24 protein-coding genes and 1 tRNA gene are annotated in these 15,182 nt (G+C 64.6%); 6 read left to right on the forward strand and 19 right to left on the reverse strand.

Going from position 1 to position 15,182, the window contains the following annotated elements; genetic code table 11:
- Positions 1 to 78: 78 nt before the first annotated feature.
- The 3 genes from clpX (at position 79) to ASE67_RS02390 (ending at position 3,425) form a co-directional block, all read left to right on the forward strand.
- Entirely contained in the window at positions 79 to 1,344 is a 1,266-nt protein-coding gene (clpX, locus tag ASE67_RS02380; protein WP_055756400.1) for an ATP-dependent Clp protease ATP-binding subunit ClpX, read from the forward strand.
- A 146-nt stretch (positions 1,345 to 1,490) separates the two neighbouring features.
- On the forward strand, positions 1,491 to 2,189 hold the full coding sequence (locus ASE67_RS02385; RefSeq protein ID WP_055756402.1) for an HAD family hydrolase: 699 nt from the start codon (positions 1,491 to 1,493) through the stop codon (positions 2,187 to 2,189).
- A 69-nt stretch (positions 2,190 to 2,258) separates the two neighbouring features.
- Positions 2,259 to 3,425 (forward strand): calcium:proton antiporter, encoded by a 1,167-nt coding sequence (locus tag ASE67_RS02390; RefSeq protein ID WP_235511752.1) that lies wholly within the window; start codon positions 2,259 to 2,261, stop codon positions 3,423 to 3,425.
- 1 nt (position 3,426) lies between these two features.
- Here ASE67_RS02390 and ASE67_RS02395 read toward each other — a convergent pair whose 3' ends face one another.
- Both ASE67_RS02395 and ASE67_RS02400 read right to left on the reverse strand, forming a co-directional pair.
- Complete coding sequence (locus tag ASE67_RS02395) at positions 3,427 to 3,624, reverse strand: hypothetical protein (RefSeq protein WP_235511753.1); 198 nt, start codon at positions 3,622 to 3,624, stop codon at positions 3,427 to 3,429.
- Positions 3,625 to 3,650: 26 nt separating this feature from the next.
- Positions 3,651 to 5,330 carry a M1 family metallopeptidase gene (locus tag ASE67_RS02400; protein WP_055756407.1) on the reverse strand — a complete coding sequence of 560 codons (1,680 nt, stop codon included), beginning with the start codon at positions 5,328 to 5,330 and terminating at the stop codon, positions 3,651 to 3,653.
- A 94-nt stretch (positions 5,331 to 5,424) separates the two neighbouring features.
- On the opposite strand from ASE67_RS02400, the gene lon reads away from it, so the two are divergent.
- The 3 genes from lon to ASE67_RS02415 all read left to right on the forward strand — a co-directional run bounded on the left by lon (position 5,425) and on the right by ASE67_RS02415 (position 8,491).
- Positions 5,425 to 7,908 carry an endopeptidase La gene (lon, locus tag ASE67_RS02405; RefSeq protein ID WP_055756408.1) on the forward strand — a complete coding sequence of 828 codons (2,484 nt, stop codon included), beginning with the start codon at positions 5,425 to 5,427 and terminating at the stop codon, positions 7,906 to 7,908.
- A gap of 184 nt (positions 7,909 to 8,092) precedes the next feature.
- Positions 8,093 to 8,365, forward strand: coding sequence for an HU family DNA-binding protein (locus tag ASE67_RS02410; protein WP_055756411.1), 273 nt, complete (start codon positions 8,093 to 8,095; stop codon positions 8,363 to 8,365).
- Between the two features lie 51 nt (positions 8,366 to 8,416).
- A tRNA-Val gene (locus ASE67_RS02415) sits at positions 8,417 to 8,491 on the forward strand.
- A gap of 28 nt (positions 8,492 to 8,519) precedes the next feature.
- Here the strand turns inward: ASE67_RS02415 and ASE67_RS02420 are convergent.
- From ASE67_RS02420 to ASE67_RS02485, 17 genes are all read right to left on the reverse strand, one after another.
- The gene (locus ASE67_RS02420) at positions 8,520 to 9,734 is read right to left on the reverse strand and encodes a tyrosine-type recombinase/integrase (protein ID WP_055756414.1); all 1,215 of its coding nucleotides are present in this window, start codon (positions 9,732 to 9,734) and stop codon (positions 8,520 to 8,522) included.
- A gap of 142 nt (positions 9,735 to 9,876) precedes the next feature.
- Positions 9,877 to 10,065, reverse strand: a complete 189-nt coding sequence (locus tag ASE67_RS02425) for a hypothetical protein (protein ID WP_055756415.1) — start codon at positions 10,063 to 10,065, stop codon at positions 9,877 to 9,879.
- Positions 10,062 to 10,397, reverse strand: a complete 336-nt coding sequence (locus ASE67_RS02430) for a hypothetical protein (RefSeq protein WP_055756416.1) — start codon at positions 10,395 to 10,397, stop codon at positions 10,062 to 10,064. Before ASE67_RS02430 ends, ASE67_RS02425 begins: the two co-directional genes overlap by 4 nt.
- Before the next feature lie 43 nt (positions 10,398 to 10,440).
- A complete protein-coding gene (locus tag ASE67_RS02435) occupies positions 10,441 to 10,734 on the reverse strand; it encodes a hypothetical protein (protein ID WP_055756419.1) in 294 nt (97 codons plus the stop codon).
- The gene (locus ASE67_RS02440; protein WP_055756420.1) at positions 10,731 to 10,994 is read right to left on the reverse strand and encodes a hypothetical protein; all 264 of its coding nucleotides are present in this window, start codon (positions 10,992 to 10,994) and stop codon (positions 10,731 to 10,733) included. The genes ASE67_RS02435 and ASE67_RS02440 overlap by 4 nt, the downstream gene beginning before the upstream one ends.
- Complete coding sequence (locus ASE67_RS02445) at positions 10,991 to 11,263, reverse strand: hypothetical protein (RefSeq protein WP_055756422.1); 273 nt, start codon at positions 11,261 to 11,263, stop codon at positions 10,991 to 10,993. The genes ASE67_RS02440 and ASE67_RS02445 overlap by 4 nt, the downstream gene beginning before the upstream one ends.
- On the reverse strand, positions 11,263 to 11,517 hold the full coding sequence (locus ASE67_RS02450; protein WP_156348466.1) for a hypothetical protein: 255 nt from the start codon (positions 11,515 to 11,517) through the stop codon (positions 11,263 to 11,265). Before ASE67_RS02450 ends, ASE67_RS02445 begins: the two co-directional genes overlap by 1 nt.
- A gap of 24 nt (positions 11,518 to 11,541) precedes the next feature.
- Positions 11,542 to 11,751, reverse strand: coding sequence for a hypothetical protein (locus ASE67_RS02455; RefSeq protein ID WP_055756426.1), 210 nt, complete (start codon positions 11,749 to 11,751; stop codon positions 11,542 to 11,544).
- On the reverse strand, positions 11,751 to 12,593 hold the full coding sequence (locus ASE67_RS02460) for a recombinase RecT (protein WP_082456894.1): 843 nt from the start codon (positions 12,591 to 12,593) through the stop codon (positions 11,751 to 11,753). Before ASE67_RS02460 ends, ASE67_RS02455 begins: the two co-directional genes overlap by 1 nt.
- A gap of 12 nt (positions 12,594 to 12,605) precedes the next feature.
- Positions 12,606 to 12,758 carry a hypothetical protein gene (locus ASE67_RS18035; RefSeq protein WP_156348467.1) on the reverse strand — a complete coding sequence of 51 codons (153 nt, stop codon included), beginning with the start codon at positions 12,756 to 12,758 and terminating at the stop codon, positions 12,606 to 12,608.
- Positions 12,755 to 13,660 carry a YqaJ viral recombinase family protein gene (locus ASE67_RS02465; protein WP_235511754.1) on the reverse strand — a complete coding sequence of 302 codons (906 nt, stop codon included), beginning with the start codon at positions 13,658 to 13,660 and terminating at the stop codon, positions 12,755 to 12,757. The genes ASE67_RS18035 and ASE67_RS02465 overlap by 4 nt, the downstream gene beginning before the upstream one ends.
- Complete coding sequence (locus tag ASE67_RS02470; RefSeq protein WP_055756433.1) at positions 13,660 to 13,932, reverse strand: hypothetical protein; 273 nt, start codon at positions 13,930 to 13,932, stop codon at positions 13,660 to 13,662. Before ASE67_RS02470 ends, ASE67_RS02465 begins: the two co-directional genes overlap by 1 nt.
- On the reverse strand, positions 13,929 to 14,261 hold the full coding sequence (locus tag ASE67_RS02475) for a DUF6197 family protein (protein WP_055756435.1): 333 nt from the start codon (positions 14,259 to 14,261) through the stop codon (positions 13,929 to 13,931). The genes ASE67_RS02470 and ASE67_RS02475 overlap by 4 nt, the downstream gene beginning before the upstream one ends.
- Positions 14,258 to 14,554, reverse strand: coding sequence for a hypothetical protein (locus tag ASE67_RS18040; protein ID WP_156348468.1), 297 nt, complete (start codon positions 14,552 to 14,554; stop codon positions 14,258 to 14,260). The genes ASE67_RS02475 and ASE67_RS18040 overlap by 4 nt, the downstream gene beginning before the upstream one ends.
- Positions 14,547 to 14,735, reverse strand: coding sequence for a hypothetical protein (locus tag ASE67_RS02480; protein ID WP_156348469.1), 189 nt, complete (start codon positions 14,733 to 14,735; stop codon positions 14,547 to 14,549). The genes ASE67_RS18040 and ASE67_RS02480 overlap by 8 nt, the downstream gene beginning before the upstream one ends.
- Positions 14,736 to 14,761: 26 nt before the next feature.
- Positions 14,762 to 14,926 carry a hypothetical protein gene (locus ASE67_RS18045; RefSeq protein WP_156348470.1) on the reverse strand — a complete coding sequence of 55 codons (165 nt, stop codon included), beginning with the start codon at positions 14,924 to 14,926 and terminating at the stop codon, positions 14,762 to 14,764.
- On the reverse strand, positions 14,923 to 15,180 hold the full coding sequence (locus ASE67_RS02485; protein WP_055756439.1) for a hypothetical protein: 258 nt from the start codon (positions 15,178 to 15,180) through the stop codon (positions 14,923 to 14,925). Before ASE67_RS02485 ends, ASE67_RS18045 begins: the two co-directional genes overlap by 4 nt.
- Positions 15,181 to 15,182: the final 2 nt, after the last annotated feature.

The following is a 15,182-nucleotide window of genomic DNA, read 5'->3' on the forward strand; positions in this document are numbered from 1 at the left end:
AATGCATTGCCGGATACAAGCCTGTGTGTATCCTGACAGGCACAACGACGCGTCACGGTGGCGCGGGAGATGAATTGAATGACGAAGCTCAGCGGCGGCGACTCCAAGAGCACCCTGTACTGTTCGTTCTGCGGCAAGTCGCAGCACGAGGTACGCAAGCTGATCGCGGGTCCGACCGTGTTCATCTGCGATGAATGTGTCGAATTGTGCAACGACATCATCCGCGAGGAAACGAAGTCGGCACTGGTCGCCAAGAAGGACGGCGGGGTTCCGACGCCGCAGGAAATCTGCAACGTGCTCGACGATTACGTCATCGGGCAGAAGCAGGCGAAGCGCGTGCTGTCGGTCGCGGTGCACAACCATTACAAGCGGTTGAACCACGGCCAGAAGGGTGCCGACGTCGAACTGGCGAAGTCGAACATCCTGCTCGTCGGGCCGACCGGTTGCGGCAAGACGCTGCTGGCGCAGACGCTGGCGCGCATCCTCGACGTGCCGTTCACCATGGCCGATGCGACGACGCTGACCGAAGCCGGCTATGTCGGTGAGGATGTCGAGAACATCATCCTGAAGCTGCTCCAGGCCTCCGACTATAACGTCGAGCGGGCACAGCGCGGCATCGTGTACATCGACGAGATCGACAAGATCAGCCGCAAGGCCGAAAACCCGTCGATCACGCGCGACGTGTCGGGCGAAGGCGTGCAGCAGGCACTGCTGAAGCTGATGGAAGGCACCACCGCAAGCGTTCCGCCGCAGGGTGGGCGCAAGCATCCGCAGCAGGAATTCCTGCAGGTCGACACGACGAACATCCTGTTCATCTGCGGCGGTGCGTTCGCGGGTCTGGAAAAGATCATCGCGGATCGTTTGCAGGGCAAGTCGATCGGCTTCGGTGCCTATGTCGCCGCGCCGGAGGAACGCCGCACTGGCGAGGTGCTGCGTCAAACCGAGCCGGAAGATCTGTTGAAGTTCGGCCTGATCCCCGAATTCGTCGGCCGTCTGCCGGTGATCGCGACGCTCGAGGATCTCGATGTGGCTGCGCTCATCAAGATCCTGACCGAACCGAAGAACGCGCTCGTCAAACAGTATCAGAAGCTGTTCGACATGGAGGGCGTGAAGCTCGGCTTCAACGACGAAGCGTTAGTGTCGGTGTCGAAGCGGGCAATCGAACGCAAGACCGGCGCGCGCGGGCTTCGCTCGATCCTCGAAGGCATTCTGCTCGACACGATGTTCGACCTGCCGTCGATGGACGGGGTGGACGAGGTCGTGGTCGACAAGGACGTGATCGAGGGTCGCAAGGAACCGGTACGCGTCTATGCCGAGAAGAAGAAGGCGGGTGACGCGGCGTAAGCTGCGGGCTGGTCTTTCCAAGTAGCAAGCGGGCGTCGGGTAACCGGCGCCCGTTTTGCGTTGGTTCGTCCTTCCGGCGAAGAGCGGAATGACGGGGAAGACGTGGGCGACTTTTCTCGGCACGTATCGCGCGCTATCCCCCGCCCATGCCGATCGACCTTATCTGCCTCGATGCCGACGACACGCTGTGGCACAACATGCGGCATTTCGAGGAGGCGCATGACGCGTTCAGCGCGATGCTGCGGCCGTTCGCCGACGCAGACGTCGCACGTGAGACGCTAGATGCGTGTGAAAGCCGTAATCTGAAGCTCTATGGCTACGGCGCGAAAGGCTTTACCCTCTCGATGATCGAAACCGCGCTGGAGTTGGGCGGCGAGCGGCTGCCAAGTGGGGTGATCGCCGACATCCTGGCCGCTGGTCGGCGGCTGCTCGCGCATCCGGTGGAACTGCTCCACGGGATCGAGGCAACGTTGGACGCGCTGGCCGAGCGGGGGCGACTGGTGTTGGTCACCAAGGGCGACCTGCTGCACCAGGAGGCGAAGCTCGCCGCATCGGGGCTGGGCGATCGCTTTGCGGGAATCGAGATCGTCAGCGACAAGACGAGCGAGACCTTTGCGCGGGTGTTCGATCGCTACGGCGTCGCGCCCGACCATGCGGTGATGGCGGGTGATTCGATGCGCTCCGATGTTCTGCCCGCGCTCGCTGCCGGGGCATGGGCGGCGTATGTCCCGCAGGCGCTGGCTTGGTCGCATGAGGCGGGCAAGGCGCCGGTCGATCATCCCCGCTTCCGCCAGTTGCCCGATCTGGCGGCGCTACCCGACTGGATCGACGCCATCGGCCGGTGATCGCCCCGCCGCCCATGGAAACATCGCACGTCCCAAGCATTGGCTTTGCGTAACGATCAGGGAGTGACGATGTCGGCAACACGGGACCATGACGCGATGATGGCGGCGGAACGCGAGGAGGTCGTCGTGGCCCCCGGAGCGAAACGGGCGTTGCTCGACCGGACGGCGTTGCCGTGGTGGTCGATGGTCGTCCCCCTGCTGGGCCTGGTGGCGATCCTGCTGAATCTGGCCAAGGCGAGCGGTGTCGGTGCCGGACTGGCGGCGGCTGTGATGATCGGTTGCGTGATTGCGGCGGTCCACCATGCCGAGGTGGTCGCGCACAAGGTCGGCGAACCGTTCGGCACGCTCGTGCTGGCGGTCGCGGTGACGGTGATCGAAGTCTCGCTGATCGTGTCGCTGATGCTGTCGGGATCGGGCGACGTCGCGACATTGGCGCGCGATACGGTGTTCGCCGCGATCATGATCATCCTCAATTTCATCGTCGGCATCTGCCTGCTGGTCGGCGGCATCCGTCACCACGAGCAGCGGTTCGTTCTGCGCGGGGTCAGCGCCGCACTGTCGGTGCTGGCGGCGATGGCGGTGCTGTCGCTGGTCCTGCCGAACTATACCTCGACCGTAGCAGGCCCCACGCTGTCGCCGTCGCAGCTGACGTTCGTCGCGATCATCTCGGTCATTCTCTATGCGACGTTCGTAATGGTGCAGACGGTGCGGCACCGCGACTACTTCCTGCCGGCAATCGATGGATCGCTGCCGAAGGATGCCCATGCCGAACCGCCCGGTGGGGGGACGGCATGGATCGCCTTCGGCGTGCTGCTGGTCGCGCTGGTCGGGGTGGTGCTGCTGGCCAAGGACCTGTCGCCGACGATCGAATCGGCGGTGCTGGGGGCGGGGCTGCCGCTGGCGGTCGTCGGTATCCTGATCGCCGCGCTCGTGCTCGCGCCCGAAAGCCTCGCGGCGGTGAAGGCGGCGCGCAAGGATCGGCTGCAGACCAGCCTGAACCTCGCCATGGGGTCGGCACTGGCGACGATCGGTCTGACGATCCCCAGCGTCGCGATCGTATCGCTGGTGATGGGTTGGCCGCTGTCGCTGGGTATCGATGCCAAGTCGATGGTGCTGTTCGCGCTGTCGTTGCTCGTATCGACGCTGACGCTGGGCAATGGGCGGACGACGGTGTTGTCGGGCATCGTCCACCTGACGATCTTTGCCGCCTATCTGTTCATCACCGTCGTTCCCTGATCTACGGTCGCTGCCGGGCGGCAAGCGCCAGCCCGGCGGCGATTTGCGCCACGGCATAGGCGCGGCGCAGCGTGGGGCGGCCGACAAAGGGGCGGACCAGCCACTGCGCGCCGCCCGCCTGCTCCTGCCACAGCGCGACATGGCGCTCGGGCTGTAACAGGCCGAGCAGCCCGTCGCCGATCATGAAGGTCGCTGCCATTTCGGCGGCACGTTGGGATAGCCGGGTCATGGCGTCGTAACGCGCGGTGCCTGCATCCGTTCGATCGCAGGCGACCGGCGCAACAGCCAGGCCATCGGGTCGATCACGATATGCGCGCTGCGCGGTGCGGCGATCGTCGCGCTGCCCCCGGTCATCGGCAAGGTGCGGCGCACCCCGTCCATCTCGATCTCGACCGGCAGCGGGAAGCGGCCGTCGCCCGGCACTTGCCAGCGTAGCGTGAGGGCGATGTCGCTGCGCTGCTCGATCAGGTCGGGCAACGCCGCCTGCCGCAGATAGACGTCGAAGAACCAGCCAAGGTTTTGCCCGCTCTCCTGCGCCACCGCTGCTTCGAAATCGCGGGTGGTGGCAAAGCGGGTCGTGAAGTTGCCGGGCTTCGGATCGGGTCGGCCATACACCAATCGCCGGGTCGCTGCGAAGAAGGCGCGATCGCCGATCAGGTGGCGCAGGCTGTGCAGCATCCACGCGCCCTTGAAATAGACGTCGGTGCCCGGCCCGGCATCGCCATTCACTTCGCGCGTGGTCAGCGACCTGCCCGAGACGATCGGCGCGCGGTCGGCCACCCGTTGTCGCTGGATCAGCAGCATCGACAGATAGCGCGCATCGCCCTCGCGCCATTTTCCGTAGAGCGGCTGCATGTAGGATGCGAACGCCTCGTGCAGCCAGAAGTCGTCCCAGTCGGCGGCGGTCATCTGGTTACCGAACCATTCGTGGCTGAACTCGTGCTGGAACAGCCAGTCGAACCCCTCCGGCGCGGGCTTGTAGCCATTGCCATAGGCGTTGATCGTCTGGTGCTCCATGCCGAGATACGGCGTCTCGACCACGCCGACCTTCTGGTCGCCGAACGGATACGGGCCGATGGTCGCTTCGAAAAAATCCAGCGTCGGGGCAAATTCGTCGAACAGCCGTTGTGCCTCGGCGTCCTTGCCCTGCAAATGCCAGAAATGCAGCGGGATGACGTTGCCGAACTGGCTGCGATAGCTGCCCTTGATCTCGCGATAAGGGCCGACGCTGATCGCCAGCGCATAGGGATTGGTCGGGCCGGCGTGCCAGTGCCAGGTGGTGCGGCCATCGGGCAGCGTATCGATGCCGCGCAATACGCCATTGGCCGGCGCGGACAGGCCGGCGGGCACGGTCAGATGCAGGTCGACCGATGCCGGCTCGCCCGCAGGATAGTCGAGGCACGGCCACCACAGGTCGCATCCGCTGTCCTGTGCGGTCGTGCCGAACCACGGCCTGCCCTGCCATTCGCTCCAGACGAAGCCATCGTCCCACGGCGCGCGCTTCGCCACATGCGGGCTGCCGGCATAGACGATCTCCACCACCGCGCGCTGTCCGGCCGCAAGGGGCGCGTCGATGACGACCTGCCCATTGGCCTGCCGCCAGCGGGTGTGGTCGACCGCTCGACCATCGACCCGGATCGACCGCACCGCCAGTGCATCGTCGAGGTCGATCGGAATGCGCGGCGTCATGGCCTGTGCCGTCAGCGTCAGCGTGACGCGCGCCGACAGCATCCGCCGCGCCGGCAGTGCCTCAATCGCGAGGTCGGCATGGGCAAGGCGCAGTGCGGCGCGATCGGCGCTGATTGGGCCGCCCGACCGCAGCGTCATCGGATGCACCGGCGGTGCCGGTTCGGCCGGTGCCGCCTGCAACGCGGCGGCCAGCGCCAGCGCATAGGATGCCATCATGGGTCAGCGTGCCGTCGAACGGAGATTGATGGCGCGGCAATTGCCACCATATAAGGTCGTGGGTCCGGCAGTTCGGCCGGGTCGTGGAGTGTCCATGTCCGAGATTACCAATTCCGTTTCGTCCGAGCCGCTGAAGCTGCCGGTATTGCCGCTGCGTGATATTGTCGTGTTTCCGCACATGATCGTGCCCCTGTTCGTCGGGCGCGACAAGTCGGTCGCTGCGCTGGAAGCCGCGATGGCCGGATCGAAGGAAATCTTCCTCGTGGCGCAGCTCGATCCGGGTGAGGACGATCCGGCACGCGACGATCTGTACGATGTTGGCGTGTCCGCCGAAGTCATGCAGATGCTGAAGCTGCCCGACGGCACCGTGCGCGTGCTGGTGTCGGGCAAGGGGCGCGCGACACTGACCGATCTGGAGACGGTCGACAATTATCTGGTCGCGACGGTCACCCCGACCGAAGCTGACGACACGACGCTGGAGGATGCCGACGAGGGCATGGAGGAGCGTGTCGCCGAAGCGGTCGCGCAGCCAAGTGCCGAGCTAAAGGCGTTGATGCGCTCGGTCGTCGACCAGTTCGAGAATTACGCCAAGCTCAACAAAAAGCTGCCGGCGGAAACTGCGGTGCAGCTGTCCGAGCTGGACGATCCCTCGCGCCTTGCAGATGCCGTCGCCGGCAATATCGCGGTGAAGGTCGCCGACAAGCAGGCGCTGCTGGTCGAGGCCGATCCGCACAAGCGGTTGGAAATGGTGTTCGCCTTCATGGAGGGCGAGCTGGGCGTGCTGCAGGTCGAGAAGAAGATCCGCAGCCGCGTGAAGCGGCAGATGGAGAAGACGCAGCGCGAATATTATTTGAACGAACAGCTCAAGGCGATCCAGCGCGAACTCGGCAACGAGGGCGAAGATGGCGATGGCGACGAGGTCGCCGAACTGACGCAGAAGATCGCGACGCTGAAGCTCAGCAAGGAAGCGCGGACCAAGGCGACGTCGGAGCTGAAGAAGCTGAAGACCATGGCGCCGATGAGTGCCGAGGCGACGGTCGTGCGCAACTATCTCGACGTGCTGCTGGGCCTGCCATGGGGCAAGAAGTCGAAGCTGAAGAAGGACATCGCCGTCGCGCAGGGCGTGCTGGACCAGGACCATTATGCGCTGGAGAAGGTCAAGGACCGGATCGTCGAATATCTGGCGGTGCAGGCGCGCACTAATAAGCTCAAAGGTCCGATCCTGTGCCTCGTCGGCCCGCCGGGCGTCGGCAAAACCAGCTTGGGCAAGTCGATCGCCAAGGCGACGGGGCGCGAGTTCATCCGCCAGTCGCTGGGCGGGGTGCGCGACGAGGCCGAGATTCGCGGCCATCGCCGGACCTATATCGGCTCGCTGCCGGGCAAGATCGTCACCAACCTGAAGAAGGCAGGGGCGTCGAACCCGCTGTTCCTGCTCGATGAGATCGACAAGCTTGGGCAGGACTTCCGTGGCGATCCGGCGTCGGCGCTGCTGGAGGTGCTCGACCCCGAACAGAATGCGAAGTTCAACGATCACTATCTGGAGATCGACATCGATCTGTCGGACGTGATGTTCGTGTGCACCGCGAACACGCTGAACCTGCCGCAGCCGCTGCTCGACCGCATGGAGATCATCCGACTGGAGGGCTATACCGAGGACGAGAAGGTCGAGATCGCCGAACGGCACCTGGTCGCCAAGCAGGTCGACGCGCATGGGCTCAAAGCCGGCGAGTTCGAGCTGACGCAGGAAGCCTTGCGCGACCTGATCCGCTTCTACACCCGCGAAGCCGGTGTCCGTACGCTGGAGCGTGAGATTGCGAAGCTGGCCCGCAAGGCGCTGCGCCGTATCCTCGAGGGCAAGGCGACTTCGGTTACCGTGACGCCGGACAACCTGTCCGAGTTCGCGGGCGTCCGCAAATATCGCTTTGGCGTCGGCGAGGAAGAGCATCAGATCGGTGGCGTCACCGGGCTTGCCTGGACCGAGGTCGGCGGCGAATTACTGACCATCGAAAGCGTGACGGTGCCGGGCAAGGGATCGGTCAAGACGACCGGCAAGCTGGGCGACGTGATGAAGGAATCGGTCGAGGCGGCGTGGAGCTACGTCAAGGCGCGCTCGCCCGGATATGGCATCAAGCCCAGCCTGTTTCATCGCAAGGACGTCCATATCCACCTGCCCGAAGGCGCGGTGCCGAAGGATGGCCCCTCGGCGGGCATCGGGCTGGTCACGTCGATCGTCTCGACGCTGACCGGCGTGCCGGTGCGGCGCGAGGTGGCGATGACCGGTGAAGTGACACTGCGCGGTCGGGTATTGCCGATCGGTGGCCTGAAGGAAAAGCTGCTCGCGGCACTGCGCGGCGGGATCAAGACGGTGTTGATCCCGGCTGAGAACGAAAAGGATCTGGCGGAAATTCCGGCCAATGTCCGCGCCGGGCTGGAGATCATCCCGGTCGCGCATGTCGACGAGGTACTGCGGCTGGCGCTCACCGAGCCGCTGACCGCGATCGACTGGACCGAGGCCGACGACCTGGCGGCGCAGCCGCCGGTCCCGGTGCCGGGGATCGGCGAGTCGCGGCCGCATTGATCGAGCGGGCGGGGCGGCAGGTGGCCGCCCCGCCGTTCGACGGGGCGATCGGGCAATCCGGCGGGGTGCAAACCATTGGATTGCGCCGCCGCGCCCAATTTGCTTTGACAGCGCGCGTTCGCGCGGCCTTAGTGCCGCGCTTGAGTTTTCCATATTGTCATACGGATGAAGGGGGTTCCACGGGATGAACAAGCAGGAGCTGATCGGGCAGGTCGCCGACCATTCGGGGCTTACCCGCGGCGATGCGATGAAGGCGGTCGAGGCGGTATTCGACGTCATCTCGGCGGCGCTCAAGAAGGGTGACGAAGTTCGTCTGGTCGGGTTCGGCACGTTTTCGGTGTCGAAGCGCAAGGCATCGACCGGTCGCAATCCGCGCACCGGCGAACCGATGACGATCAAGGCGTCGTCGCAGCCGAAGTTCAAGGCCGGCAAGGGCCTGAAGGATTCGGTGAATTAACCTCTGGACACGATCGCCGGACCCATCTAGGGAGCCGGCCTCCGGGTTTCCGGGCGCGTAGCTCAGCGGTAGAGCACACCCTTCACACGGGTGGGGTCACAGGTTCAATCCCTGTCGCGCCCACCATTCCTAACGCTTGGGAATGGTAGCAAAATTAAAGCGGTCTGTGAATCACCTTCCGCTGTTCGTTTCCGGTCTTGGACAGCAAATGGACAGCGGAATATTTTCGCGCCTCCCGCGATACCTGCAGCCATATTCTGGCCAGCGCCTTCGTGGCCTGCTGTAGCCGCTGCGGATCGTACTTCACGTAGCGCTTCGTCGTTTCCCGCAAATTGCCTTCATGGCCCAGCAACTCGGCAATCTGGCGCTCTGGCACCGTGTCGTCGTTGTAGAGCCAGGTCGCGATCGTGTGGCGAATCGTCTTGGGGAATACGTCGTCGGATAGCTGCAGGATGCGGCGCATAATCCGCCATGCCGTCTTGATCGATTCGGTCTGCTTCGCTTCGGGGTCTGCAGCCCATGCCCGCAACACAACCCGCATGGGGCGAATCGCCGGCACGATGGCGTTGCGCTTTTTCGTCCGCGGCGCTGCTTCCGGCTGCAGGTCGATCAGCCCATAGCGATCGTCGTATTGCCGTTTCGGGTCGAACGCCATCGCCGCCATTGGACGTACCGACGTAGCGACCTGCAGCGCGACGAAGCGGAACAGGTGCGGGTAATGCTTCGCGTACCATGCGATTCGCCCCAGCTCCTGCAGCGTCAGTACACGCTCGCGCAGGGGGTTCAGTAAATCCTTCGGCACGGTCGGAATCTTCGGCGCATAGGGAATGCGCATGTTCGATTCGGCGTGGTTCACGCCAGCCCGAATGTCGTTCAGGTTCCGGTCGACGGTATCTGCAGACACGCCCTCCGACTTGTAGCTGTACGACTGCTTGTCCCATTCCAGGTCAAAGGCGTGCGGACCCATCCGCCAAGCGATGAAGCGATGGAACAGGGCAGGGACCAGATCGGTCACGACCGCACCGCCTCCGACTTCATCCTGCAGCAGGAACGCGACGAACGTCCGCAGCGATCGGCCTGTCTGGTCAGCGTTGATGTTCCGCGCGCCCTTCTCCGACCAGTAGAGCCACAGCATGGGAACGACCTGGGCGTCCTCGGGCTGCTGCTTGCGCTTGGCCCGCTCCTTGGCGACGAACGCGTGCAGGGCGTCGCGCGCATCGTCTAGGCTCCGTTTACGAGTGCTGCGATAGACGACCTGTCGAGTACCGGTCTTGTAGCAGGTGATCTGCCAGACGTCGGGCGATGCTCCATCCCGGCGCTTGTCGAGCCAGTAATCGTCGACAATGCAGGGGCTTGTGTGGCGGGGCATAGCTCTTCGTTTTCTGCGTGGGTTGCGATGGCGAGGGCACCTGCAGCGGCATATGCTTGCAGTTCCTCATAGGTGAATTTGACCCCGGTCTTGTTCCGGAGCGCCCGGCGGTATTTCCGGGCGATGTTGCCCATAGCCCCCATCACCCCACCTCCCGCCGCACGATAGGCGCGTTGTCCCAGGCACCGGACAGGATAGCCCGCCGCGGTGCCGGCACATGCTCTCGTCCCATCGTGTCGACGATCGCCTCAGGATACCGCGCTGCTGCTCGCACCCGCGCCTCCATCACATTCGCCGCCGCTTGGCCTTGCATGTCGGTGGTGGTGGTCATGCTTTGCGCTCCCACTCTCCAATTTCGTATTCCTCAATCAGCGTCTCAGCCCCGGCCTTGGACCAATCGAACCGCGGATCGCCGAACTCGGTCTTTTCGTCCGCAAGGAACAGGCGGTACGTCGCTGCTGCCATCTTGAACGCCTTCTCCGAACCCATGCTAGGGTCCTCGCGCAGTAGCCGCGCCTGCATGTCCTTGATGAACCAGAGGAACGCGAACTGCGGTTGCTGGAGGCGCTTGCGGACCGCATCGGCCAGCACCTGTTCGAACCGTGGGCTGTTGCAAGCATCCTTGACCGCCTGCTCCAGCTTCTGGTCGATCGCCTGCTTCACACCTCGCTGAACGCCGTCCGCGATGGCCTGTTCGAACGCCCGCCTAAACACGCCCCACCTCCCCCGTCGCCGGCAAGGCGCGGATTGCGGCAAGCACCTCGTCAATCTGACGATCGCCGTCAGTCGGAGGCCATTCTTGATCGCACATCGCGTCCCGTGCTGCGATAGCCGCCCGCTCGCGCATGGCTGCGGCTTCTGCGTCGGCGAAGGCGAGCATGGCGGCTACGATGTCGCCCACAGGGAACAACAGTTGATCGGCGATGGGGGAGTTCATCACTTCCTCATATGTGCCGACCGTCTTGCACAGCGACTTAATCGCCTTCTGTTCCCGCGTCATGCCAATGCCTCCGCTTGGGCGCGCAAATCACGGACCGTCTGGCTGCGGTTGCGGGTCCAGTCCGGTGCCCAATGGGTCATGTCGCAGCCCTTGCGATCGGTGTAGATCACCTTGGTTCCGGCATGATTGGGGCGGGCAGATGCCCACGTCTTGCACGGCTCGAACAGGGCGACCTCGACCTGCACGTCGAGCGCGTTGTCCTCGCCCTCGCCGTTCGCGACCTCGCTGGCCAGCGCCAGCAGCTTGCTCCGATCGGTCATGCCGTCGTCTCCGGGGGTGTGGGGAGGGCAGTGGGGTCAATGGTCTGCGTCCAGAAGCGACCCAGCCCAGTATCGACCCAGCGAACCATGCGCCCACGCTCACCGCGAACGGTCGATGTCTTGAGCATCGCGAACAGGCTGTCCCGTTCGCTGATGGCCTCGGACAACGCCGCGCCCACAGTCCGCTTGTCCGTGTTCGCCTGATCGCGCTCCGCCCGGACCTTGGCCATCTCCGCGTCATGGGTGCGGACCCGCATGAGGCCGAACATCAGGAATACGCCTTGATGGTGCTGACCGGGGGCCAGTACACCGCAGCCGAACCGTAGTAGGCACCCCGGCTATCGGTCTTGCGGCCCATCACGACATAGCTTTCATGATCGCGACCCAAGCCGCCGCCGCCAGCCTTCGGGAAGCCGACCTGAGCGGGCTTTTGGCCACCCGGTACGACCGCCACGATTTCACCGATCTTGCGCGTGTTGCTGGTGGTCCATTCCACCGGATCACCGACTGCGAACTTCGTCATCATCTTCTCCGTATCTTGCGGGGGTTAGGCGGGGCGTCGCAGATCAGCGAGCGACCGGGTAAGATCCATGCTGGCCCGGCGAATCGCGCCTCCATCCTTGGGCGGGAAGCCGTCATCGACGTAGCTTCCGCCCCCGTGGTAGTATTGGCGCTCGACAGGTGCGGGCAGTGCTTTCGCCCGCGCGATGAAGCGCTCGGCTTCGGCAACGGCGGCGGCCAGCTTCTTGCGGTCCATCACTCGCCATCCCGCGTATCTTCGCCCATGTCGGCGTCGTCGCGTTTCTCGGCGGCGGTGGGATTGTCGACTGGATCGTAGGTGCCGTCGTTGGCGATGTGCTGTTCGAGGGCGTCGAGGCGCGAAACAGGCTGGACCGGCGTCATGGCGACCCGTTCCTCGTCGGTCGGCATAGTCTCGTCGCGTTCGAACATCGCCTCAATGTCGGTCGCCTGCGGAAGCCGTTTGGCGTGGTGCCGGATGACCGTCTTGATCGCGCCTTCGTCTTGGAAGGTCGTCCACATGAGACTGCCACCGCCGCGCCCCTGGTTCTTCGCCTTCTCGATCCGCCACCACGGCATGTAGTCGCGGCTCTTGGTGCCGTCCTTGAACGTCACGATGCTGTAGGCGCCGATGACCTTGCCGGGGTCGCCTTCTTCGTGGGGCTTGTGGAAAATGCGCTGATCGTCGCCCAGCAGGCGTTCGAACTGGTCCTTCTCATAGACCGCAGCTACGTCCCACGACGCGACCTCGCCCGACCGGCGCACCTTCTGCATGATGCCCGCGACCATCGGCATCCACTGCGCCTTGCCCTTGAACGGCACGATCGCGCCTTCGCGGCCATCGGGCAGCAAGCCGTCCTGCGCCGCGCGGACCAGTGCCGTGAACAGCGAGGCGCGCTCAACCTTCGACCCGTCGAGCAGGTCGGGATTTGTCTGAACGGCGGTCGTCGCCACCCGCCGGAACTTGTCGACGCTGATATGGGTCGGGAGAGCCATCTTGATTTCGCTGACCCGCGTGTCGAGCGCCTGACGGAAGGCTTCGACGGGGTGGACGCGGCGTTCTGCCAATTGGGTAGCCATGGTTCAGTTCCTTTAGAAGGGGATCATCGCCGCGTTTGCGGCTCGGTCTGCACGGGCGAGGCGGCGGGGGCTTGCGTCTCGGTCGATCAGCTTCCGCTCCATCTTGAGAGCGTGGTCCGCGCGCTGCGGATCATAGGGCCGCATCGCATTCTTCATGTTCGTCACGCTGCGATCTCCTTCAAATCGAAGCGTCGGTAGCCCCGCCGCCCCTTGATGATTTCGCCCTCTTTCGCGACGCGATCGGGCGTGTCCTTGGGGCGGTTGGCGGCGAGCCGGAACGACGGCAGCAGGGCCTTGCCGGCAGTGCCGATGCGCTCGATCAGCCGCGTCTTGGCGGCTTCCATCTGCGCCTCGCCCGCGTCTCGCATTGCCTTCCCGGCGGCGAAGTCGATCGCCCACTGTTCGGCGGTCAGGTCATCGCGCAGGTCCGCCAATTCCTCGGTCGGATCGCCCAGCACTTCGACCAGCGCCTTGCCGTCGCGAGTGTAATCGACCGGTGGTTCGTGGCCTTCGCGCACATCGTCCCAGAAGGTAGCGACACGGCGTTCGATCTCAGCGAACAGGGCCGGGCGCGCCTCGTACTGGAACCGGCGCAATTCGTTGCCGCCGACCAGCACGATAAGGTCCGCCCATGCGACGCCAGCAAGGCCCGCATAGACCTGCGATTGCAGCAGGTAATTCAGCGGCGGCTCCTCGCCCCATCCTTTCACAACCAGCCAGTCGGCAGTCTTGACCTCCAGAATGCCACGCCCGCGTTGGGGACAGATGACGATCCGGTCAGGATGCCCGCCCAGCCCTTTGCCGTTGGTCAGGCGTTCCGGCGTCGGCTCGGGCACATAACCCCAGCGCTCACAGGCCGCTTCGATCACGATCGGCTCCAGCTTCACGCCGAAATAGACGCGCTCGTTCTCGGGCTTGCCGTCGACCACCGCATTGAAGTCGGGCGTCGCGATCGTACCGCGCTTGCGGTGGTACAGCTCGTACCGCGTGACCCAAGGGCTGGCGTCGAACAGGGCCGCGACCTCAGCCGCACCGACCACCGATTGGCGGAACGCTGCGTCGTCCATCAGCGGTCCCTCCGCATCTGCACCCAGACCGTGAGGCATACAGCCGTCATGGTCAGGCCGGTGATAAAGCCGGCGAGCGGGTTGAAGATCGCCCACGCCATGCCGGTGCCGAAAATGCCGCAGACCGCGAGGCTTTCCAGCTTCTGCGCAGGCGTGATCCCCCCACGCTCGTCCGCCATCGGCATCCCCTGGCACCGGCGCTCGGCTTCACGACGGACGGCGTGCGGGGTGGCGGACAGCCGCGACCAGTGCGCGTGCTGGTGCTCGATCATGCCTGTTGCTCCTTGGCGAGAGCGGCAGCGCGGCGGAGGGCGTCGACTACTTCGGGCTGAGTGCGGGCAGGGTCGTCGTTCCACGCCCCCAAATCAGGGACGCCGAGAAATTCCCGCAGGAAATCGTCCGCCGCTTGGCCTTCGTCGCCTTCTTCGCCGGCAACGCAAGTCGCGCCCATCACGCACCAGCAAACAGGAGTGTCACTCGCCGCTAGCGGCCCCGTGCTTTGCCCCCTGCCATTCCGCGCGAAAGCCTTCTGCGTCCAAGCCCCCGGCTTCTCCAGCAGATCAGCCGCCTCGCTCAGCACCTGCGATACGGGCGCGGTCATGCGGGCTGGCCTTCACGGACAGGCTTGCGGGCACGGATCAAGCGCGAGACTTCGGTGTCGGGCGCGTCGATCTTGCGGAAGCGACGGGTAACATAACCACCCAAATCTCGCGGTGGCCAAATATCACCCTCTAGCCGGCAAAGATGAGCGTCGGGCATCGCTGAAATCCGGTAGTAAGCACCCTGACGCAGATACCCTAGTGCTGCCGCAACCGCCCCCGGCGTCATGGTCGGGGTGTACTTGGCAGGACTGTGCGCATCCACACACACGACCAGATCACCAACATCAAACATTGCGGTTCTCCTCAGCGGCCCAGCGAGCTTCACGCTCAGCGCGGACGCGGGCATCATGGGGGGCGAACAGGGCATCGATGCGGGCCTGCTCGCGGCGGCGTTCGGTTTCGAAGGGCCGGCTGTCGCGCCAGTACGCTTCGAGGTTCGGCACATGCAGGGGCGCGCCGTCGATGAAGGTCATCCCCGCCCGGTTCGTGCTTTCGGGTATCATGCTGCGATCCCCTTCAGGAGTTCGTCGGCTTCCTCGGTCAGGTCCATTGCCTGTCGAAGCGCGTCGTCGATCGGGCTATCGGCGGGCTGCACGACACGGGTCCGCTCCTGTCCAAGGGCGTAGTATGCCTTGGCGAGCGGTTCGTGGTTCCAGCCCGTCATGCCCCGGCTCCGGTCGCTTTGGCGATGGCGGCGCGGGCGGCTGCTTCACGGTCAGCCTGCCTTTTGGCAGCGTACTCGGTGGCGTGCGTGAAGCAACGCGGACCGATCGGCGTCGTATAGGACGCCACGATATGGCAGCAGCCACACTTCGGGCGCTCGATATGATCTTGGACAGTTGCGTAGCCGATGCTTCTCGGCTTCGACCATGCGTGCAGGCGCTTGATGCCGTCACGCTTCATCTGTTCGGCGGACATAT

The organism is Sphingomonas sp. Leaf23 (assembly GCF_001421585.1).
GTDB lineage: Bacteria > Pseudomonadota > Alphaproteobacteria > Sphingomonadales > Sphingomonadaceae > Sphingomonas.

Bases quoted from the DNA above. Each gene is read 5' to 3' on its own strand.
- clpX (WP_055756400.1), top strand. From the start codon at position 79: ATGACGAAGCTCAGCGGCGGCGACTCCAAGAGCACCCTGTACTGTTCG.
- ASE67_RS02385 (WP_055756402.1), top strand. From the start codon at position 1,491: ATGCCGATCGACCTTATCTGCCTCGATGCCGACGACACGCTGTGGCAC.
- ASE67_RS02425 (WP_055756415.1), bottom strand. From the start codon at position 10,065: ATGACCACCACCACCGACATGCAAGGCCAAGCGGCGGCGAATGTGATG.
- ASE67_RS02470 (WP_055756433.1), bottom strand. From the start codon at position 13,932: ATGATCGAGCACCAGCACGCGCACTGGTCGCGGCTGTCCGCCACCCCG.
- ASE67_RS02410 (WP_055756411.1), top strand. From the start codon at position 8,093: ATGAACAAGCAGGAGCTGATCGGGCAGGTCGCCGACCATTCGGGGCTT.
- ASE67_RS02395 (WP_235511753.1), bottom strand. From the start codon at position 3,624: ATGGCAGCGACCTTCATGATCGGCGACGGGCTGCTCGGCCTGTTACAG.
- ASE67_RS02445 (WP_055756422.1), bottom strand. From the start codon at position 11,263: ATGTTCGGCCTCATGCGGGTCCGCACCCATGACGCGGAGATGGCCAAG.
- ASE67_RS02420 (WP_055756414.1), bottom strand. From the start codon at position 9,734: ATGCCCCGCCACACAAGCCCCTGCATTGTCGACGATTACTGGCTCGAC.
- ASE67_RS18045 (WP_156348470.1), bottom strand. From the start codon at position 14,926: ATGACGGGCTGGAACCACGAACCGCTCGCCAAGGCATACTACGCCCTT.
- ASE67_RS02465 (WP_235511754.1), bottom strand. From the start codon at position 13,660: ATGGACGACGCAGCGTTCCGCCAATCGGTGGTCGGTGCGGCTGAGGTC.
- ASE67_RS02475 (WP_055756435.1), bottom strand. From the start codon at position 14,261: ATGACCGCGCCCGTATCGCAGGTGCTGAGCGAGGCGGCTGATCTGCTG.
- ASE67_RS02485 (WP_055756439.1), bottom strand. From the start codon at position 15,180: ATGTCCGCCGAACAGATGAAGCGTGACGGCATCAAGCGCCTGCACGCA.
- lon (WP_055756408.1), top strand. From the start codon at position 5,425: ATGTCCGAGATTACCAATTCCGTTTCGTCCGAGCCGCTGAAGCTGCCG.
- ASE67_RS02450 (WP_156348466.1), bottom strand. From the start codon at position 11,517: ATGACGAAGTTCGCAGTCGGTGATCCGGTGGAATGGACCACCAGCAAC.
- ASE67_RS02435 (WP_055756419.1), bottom strand. From the start codon at position 10,734: ATGACGCGGGAACAGAAGGCGATTAAGTCGCTGTGCAAGACGGTCGGC.
- ASE67_RS18040 (WP_156348468.1), bottom strand. From the start codon at position 14,554: ATGTTTGATGTTGGTGATCTGGTCGTGTGTGTGGATGCGCACAGTCCT.
- ASE67_RS02455 (WP_055756426.1), bottom strand. From the start codon at position 11,751: ATGGACCGCAAGAAGCTGGCCGCCGCCGTTGCCGAAGCCGAGCGCTTC.
- ASE67_RS02400 (WP_055756407.1), bottom strand. From the start codon at position 5,330: ATGATGGCATCCTATGCGCTGGCGCTGGCCGCCGCGTTGCAGGCGGCA.
- ASE67_RS02460 (WP_082456894.1), bottom strand. From the start codon at position 12,593: ATGGCTACCCAATTGGCAGAACGCCGCGTCCACCCCGTCGAAGCCTTC.
- ASE67_RS02390 (WP_235511752.1), top strand. From the start codon at position 2,259: ATGTCGGCAACACGGGACCATGACGCGATGATGGCGGCGGAACGCGAG.
- ASE67_RS02480 (WP_156348469.1), bottom strand. From the start codon at position 14,735: ATGACCTTCATCGACGGCGCGCCCCTGCATGTGCCGAACCTCGAAGCG.
- ASE67_RS02440 (WP_055756420.1), bottom strand. From the start codon at position 10,994: ATGACCGATCGGAGCAAGCTGCTGGCGCTGGCCAGCGAGGTCGCGAAC.